Annotated in this window: 6 protein-coding genes, 1 pseudogene and 1 riboswitch; of the genes and pseudogenes, 3 read left to right on the forward strand and 4 right to left on the reverse strand. The window is 65.8% G+C overall.

All coding sequences use genetic code 11. The features are described 5' to 3' along the window. Positions 1 to 2 precede the first annotated feature (2 nt). On the forward strand, positions 3 to 731 hold the full coding sequence (locus KJQ12_RS17490) for an HNH endonuclease (protein WP_213486485.1): 729 nt from the start codon (positions 3 to 5) through the stop codon (positions 729 to 731). 134 nt (positions 732 to 865) lie between these two features. Here the strand turns inward: KJQ12_RS17490 and KJQ12_RS17495 are convergent, their stop codons facing one another. Together KJQ12_RS17495 and KJQ12_RS17500 are read right to left on the reverse strand one after the other, a co-directional pair. Next, a complete protein-coding gene (locus tag KJQ12_RS17495; protein WP_213486486.1) occupies positions 866 to 1,576 on the reverse strand; it encodes a type 1 glutamine amidotransferase in 711 nt (236 codons plus the stop codon). 103 nt (positions 1,577 to 1,679) lie between these two features. Then, a complete protein-coding gene (locus KJQ12_RS17500; RefSeq protein ID WP_213486487.1) occupies positions 1,680 to 1,961 on the reverse strand; it encodes an alpha/beta-type small acid-soluble spore protein in 282 nt (93 codons plus the stop codon). A 147-nt stretch (positions 1,962 to 2,108) separates the two neighbouring features. Next, positions 2,109 to 2,152: riboswitch (PreQ1 riboswitch) on the forward strand. 100 nt (positions 2,153 to 2,252) lie between these two features. Between KJQ12_RS17500 and queF the strand changes: the two genes are divergently transcribed. Together queF and KJQ12_RS17510 are read left to right on the forward strand one after the other, a co-directional pair. Continuing rightward, positions 2,253 to 2,750, forward strand: a complete 498-nt coding sequence (gene queF, locus KJQ12_RS17505) for a preQ(1) synthase (protein WP_213486489.1) — start codon at positions 2,253 to 2,255, stop codon at positions 2,748 to 2,750. A 14-nt stretch (positions 2,751 to 2,764) separates the two neighbouring features. Next, positions 2,765 to 3,298 (forward strand): VUT family protein, encoded by a 534-nt coding sequence (locus KJQ12_RS17510; RefSeq protein WP_213486491.1) that lies wholly within the window; start codon positions 2,765 to 2,767, stop codon positions 3,296 to 3,298. 132 nt (positions 3,299 to 3,430) lie between these two features. Here the strand turns inward: KJQ12_RS17510 and KJQ12_RS17515 are convergent, their stop codons facing one another. Further along, entirely contained in the window at positions 3,431 to 4,258 is an 828-nt protein-coding gene (locus tag KJQ12_RS17515; RefSeq protein ID WP_213486493.1) for a 1,4-dihydroxy-6-naphtoate synthase, read from the reverse strand. Between the two features lie 5 nt (positions 4,259 to 4,263). Further along, a pseudogene (locus KJQ12_RS19720) lies at positions 4,264 to 4,427 on the reverse strand (futalosine hydrolase); the annotation flags it as partial.

The raw sequence follows: 4,427 nt of genomic DNA on the forward strand, positions 1-4,427 counted from the left end.
GGATGCGGGCGGCCGGCGCGGCCGGGGCCGCGGCGGCGACGGCGGCTGGAGCGGACAAGCCGTCCGCGGCGGATGAAGCGCGGCAACCCTCGGCGCCGGAGGTGCAGCCGAACGTCGGCGGTCCCGCAGCCGGGCAGCCCGCCGCTGCCGGAACGGGCGGCAAACGTCGCAAACGCCGCGGGAAGCGCGGCGGACGAAAGCGGAACAGACGCCGGCAAGCACAGGCCGGCGGCGCGGACGCGGCGGCCGTAAAGCCGGAAGAGAACGGCCGCCGCACGCGCCGGAAAGCGGCGTCCATCCTGCCGCCGATGCCCCTGCCGCCTCGGCCCGTCGGGCCGGACCCCTCCGTGCTGTCCCCGGGCAAATCCGGCGTCATCTGGATGCGCGGCCGGACCGACAAGGGCCGCCGCTGGCGGCAGGAGACCGACCTCGAGACCGCCGTCACGCTGGTCCGCGAGTATGCCGCCGTCGTCGTGAACCGCCGGACGATCCGCAGGCTGTACAGCAACAAGGCGTTCCGCGAGTATATTTTGAAACGGGATAATTACACCTGCTATTTCTGCGGGAAGTACGGCGACACGATCGACCACATCGTGCCGCGGGCGAAGGGCGGCCACACGACGCCTGTCAATTGCGTGACCGCGTGCCGCGAATGCAACCAGAACAAGGCCGCGCTCGACCTGGACGAATTCATGGAGCGGCTGCAGCCGCAGTCCGGCGAGCCGACGTGACAATCCGGATGCGGGGCCGGCCTGCTTCGGGCGGCGCGGCAGCTCCGTCGAATCCGGCGCGCTCGCCGGCAGGGCGGCCGATGCCCGGTCGCCGCTCACCTTGTCCGACGCATCGCCGTCCCCCGGTCGCCCGCTTACCCCGCCGCGCGTTCCCCTGCATGTGCCGCGAGCATCCGATCCAAGATCTTGTGCAGATAGGCGGCGGAATCGGCGCAGCGGGCGGTTTTCGCGAGCATCGCCGCGGCCGACTCGATCCACCGGCCCGGCACCAGTTCGTCGGCCCACGCTTCCGTCATGGCCGTCATGCAGGCCGGCGTCGTCTCCAGATGGAACTGCAGGCCGAGCAGCCGGTCGCCGAAGGCGAACGCCTGATTGCGGCAAGCGCTCGAACTGGCCAGATGAACCGCGCCCTCCGGCAGTTCGAACGTGTCGCCGTGCCAATGGAACGACCAGAACATCTCCGGCAGCCCGGCGAGCAGCGGATGCCGCGCTTCCGTCCGGCGCACCGGATGCCAGCCGATCTCTTTTTCCCCGTTCCGGTACACCCGGCCGCCCAGCGCTTCCGCCAGCATTTGCGCGCCGAGGCAGATGCCGAGCACCCGCTTGCCGCACCGGATCGCTTCCCGCAGAAACGCTTTCTCCGCAGTCAGCCACGGATGCTTGTCTTCTTCGAAGACGCTCATCGGACCGCCGAGCACGACCAGGAGATCGAAACTTTCCTTCGGCGGGAACGGCTGCCCGGACGGCGGCTCGAATACTTCGGCGGGACACCCTCGTTCCTTTGCCCATGTTAATAAAACTGACGCATCATCAAAGGAGAAGTGTTTCAACAACAGAAGACGCATCGCACCACCTCCGTTATGTCAAATATTTTAACATAACCTTCTCCCGATCTGCGCATCCCGCCGCGATAAAAAAAATCAGGCACCCCGATAAGGGATGCCTGATTCACTGCCGCTTCGCAAGCCGTTCCTGCGCCATGCGAATCATTTCGCGCACCATCGGTCCGCCGATCCGTCCGCCGACGGCGCCCGCCTGATCGGTGCGCAGCTCGCCGCCCGTGCCCGGCTGAAGCGGAACGCCGATCGACCGCGCGACTTCGTATTTCACGTCGCCCGGCCGCGCCGGATTGACCGCCCAGCCTTCGCGGCTCATCACTTCCGCTTTCAGCGCTTCCAGCGCCGGGCCCGCTCCGGGAACGAGCGGCCGCCTTCTGCCTCTCCTCGCCATGTCCGCCGCCTCCTTTCCCCGCTTAACTTCCCCGCGCGGCCGGAAAATAGTCCAGCGATTTGTTTCCAGCGCGGACGGGCTGGGCAGGCCGCTCCGCTTATGCTATACTGACGAAGTCAACTGCATAAGAAAATCCGGAATTACCTTCCGGGAGAGGTTCGCGAACTCCCTCTATAAAAAACTAAGGCTGAACGATCGCCCTGTCGCAATCGTTCTTTTGTGTTTTGCATGGAAATCGGTTCGTCGAATCTCGTTTCGCTGCAGGAACCACACGCGAAAGGAGATTTTTTTATGGCCGGAAGAGGACACGAAGACTTGCAGGATTTGACGCTGCTGGGCAGCCGGAACACGCGGTATGCGTACACCTACGACCCCAAGCTGCTCGAGACGTTCGAAAACAAGCATCCGGGGCGGGACTATTTTGTCAAGTTCAATTGTCCGGAGTTCACCAGCCTGTGCCCGATGACGGGACAGCCGGACTTCGCGACGATCTACATCTCGTACATTCCCGACAAGCGTCTCGTGGAGAGCAAGTCGCTGAAACTGTATCTGTTCAGCTTCCGCAATCACGGCGATTTCCACGAGGACTGCGTGAACATCATCATGAACGATCTGATTGAAGCGATGGACCCGAAGTACATTGAGGTGTGGGGCAAATTCACGCCGCGCGGGGGCATCTCGATCGATCCGTACTGCAACTGGGGCAAGCCGGGAACCAAATACGAGGCGATGGCGGAACACCGGCTGCTCCACCACGACCTGTATCCCGAAAAAGTGGACAACCGTTAATGGAGGACGCTGACATGAGAATCGGAATCATCCTTCTGTATCTGGCATCCATCGTGGTCGCGAACGTCGTCACCGCGCGCTTTGCGCCGCTCGAGTTCGGTGCGTTCCTCGTGCCGGCCGGTTCGGTGTTCATCGGCGCGACGTTCATCCTGCGCGATTTCGTGCAGCAGGCAATCGGACGGAAGCGGACGTATGCCGCGATTCTGGCGGCCATGCTGCTCTCCGCCGCCACGTCGTGGCTGCTCGGCGACACGCTGTGGATTACGGCCGCGTCGGCCGTGACGTTCCTCGTCTCCGAGTCGACGGATACGGAGATCTACAGCCGGCTCAAACTGCCGATGGCCTGGCGCGTGCTGTACAGCGGCTTCGCCGGCGGCGTCATCGACAGCGTGCTGTTCGTGCTGATCGGCCTGTCGCCGCTCGGCGCCGGCATCCTGCCGTGGGAGGCGGTCGGCAGCGCGATCCTCGGCCAGCTTATCGTGAAGACGGGCATGCAGGCCGCCGGGGCCGCCGTGGTGCGGATGCTGCCGGTCGGCCGAACGGCCTGAGGCAAGCGAAAAACGGCAGACGCCATCCCCTCGGACGGACCAAAAAAACTTCGTCTGTTCACGGCATCCTTCCATTCCGCCGGAACAGACGAAGTTTTTATCATCGGGAAGGCGCCGGATGCGGGCCGCGATTCAGCGCAGCGCCGACAGGTCGAACGCCGGCACGAGCCCTTCCCGGGCGGCGCGGCCGAGCAGCGCTTCGACCGCCGCGTAGCCTTCCTCGCCGAGATCCGCGGTGAACGCGTTGACGTACAGATCAATGTGCGCCTGCGCCACCTCGGGCTTCATCTCCTGCGCATGGCGCATGACGTAATCGCGCGACGCCTCCGGATGCGCCCAGGCGTATTCGACGGAAGCGCGGATCCAGGACGCGATCGCCCCGCGGTCGAGCGAGCGCCGCGCCACGATGGCGCCGAGCGGAATCGGCAGCCCGGTGTCCTCTTCCCACCACCGGCCCATGTCCTCGACGAGGGACAGGCCGTACTCCCGATAGGTGAAGCGCGCCTCGTGGATGACCAGCCCGGCGTCGATCTCGCCGTCCCGGACGGCGGGCATGATGCGGTTGAACGGCATGACGACGATCTCGCCGACGCCGCCCGGCACATGCCGGGCCGCCCAGAGGCGGAACAGCAGGTACGCCGTCGACCGGTCGCTCGGCACGGCCACCCGCTTGCCCGCGAGCGCCTCCGGACCGGCCGGGCGGGCCGTCAGCACGAGCGGGCCGCAGCCGCGGCCGAGCGCGCCGCCGCACGGCAGGAGGGCATACCGGTCGAGCACCCAGGGCAGGGCGGCGTACGAAATTTTCAGCACATCGAAATTATCGGATTCGGCCGCGTAATGGTTCGTCTTGTCGACATCGGCGTAGGTCACGTCCAGCTTCGGCGCCCCGGGCACGAGGCCGTGCGCCAGCGCATGGAAGACGAACGTATCGTTCGGACACGGCGAGTAAGCAATGCGCAGCGTGTTCATCTGCTTTCGAAAACCTCCTTTGCGGCGGCGAACGCCGATTCCAATGCGGCCAGCGCGTCAGGGATGCGCCACGCGGCGCGGTCGCGCGGGCCGACCGCGTTCGAGACGGCGCGCAGCTCGGCGACCGGCACGCCGGCAGCCGCGGCGGCGGCCGCCACGC

The organism is Thermobacillus xylanilyticus (assembly GCF_907165215.1).
Classification (GTDB): Bacteria; Bacillota; Bacilli; order Paenibacillales; family Paenibacillaceae; genus Thermobacillus; species Thermobacillus xylanilyticus.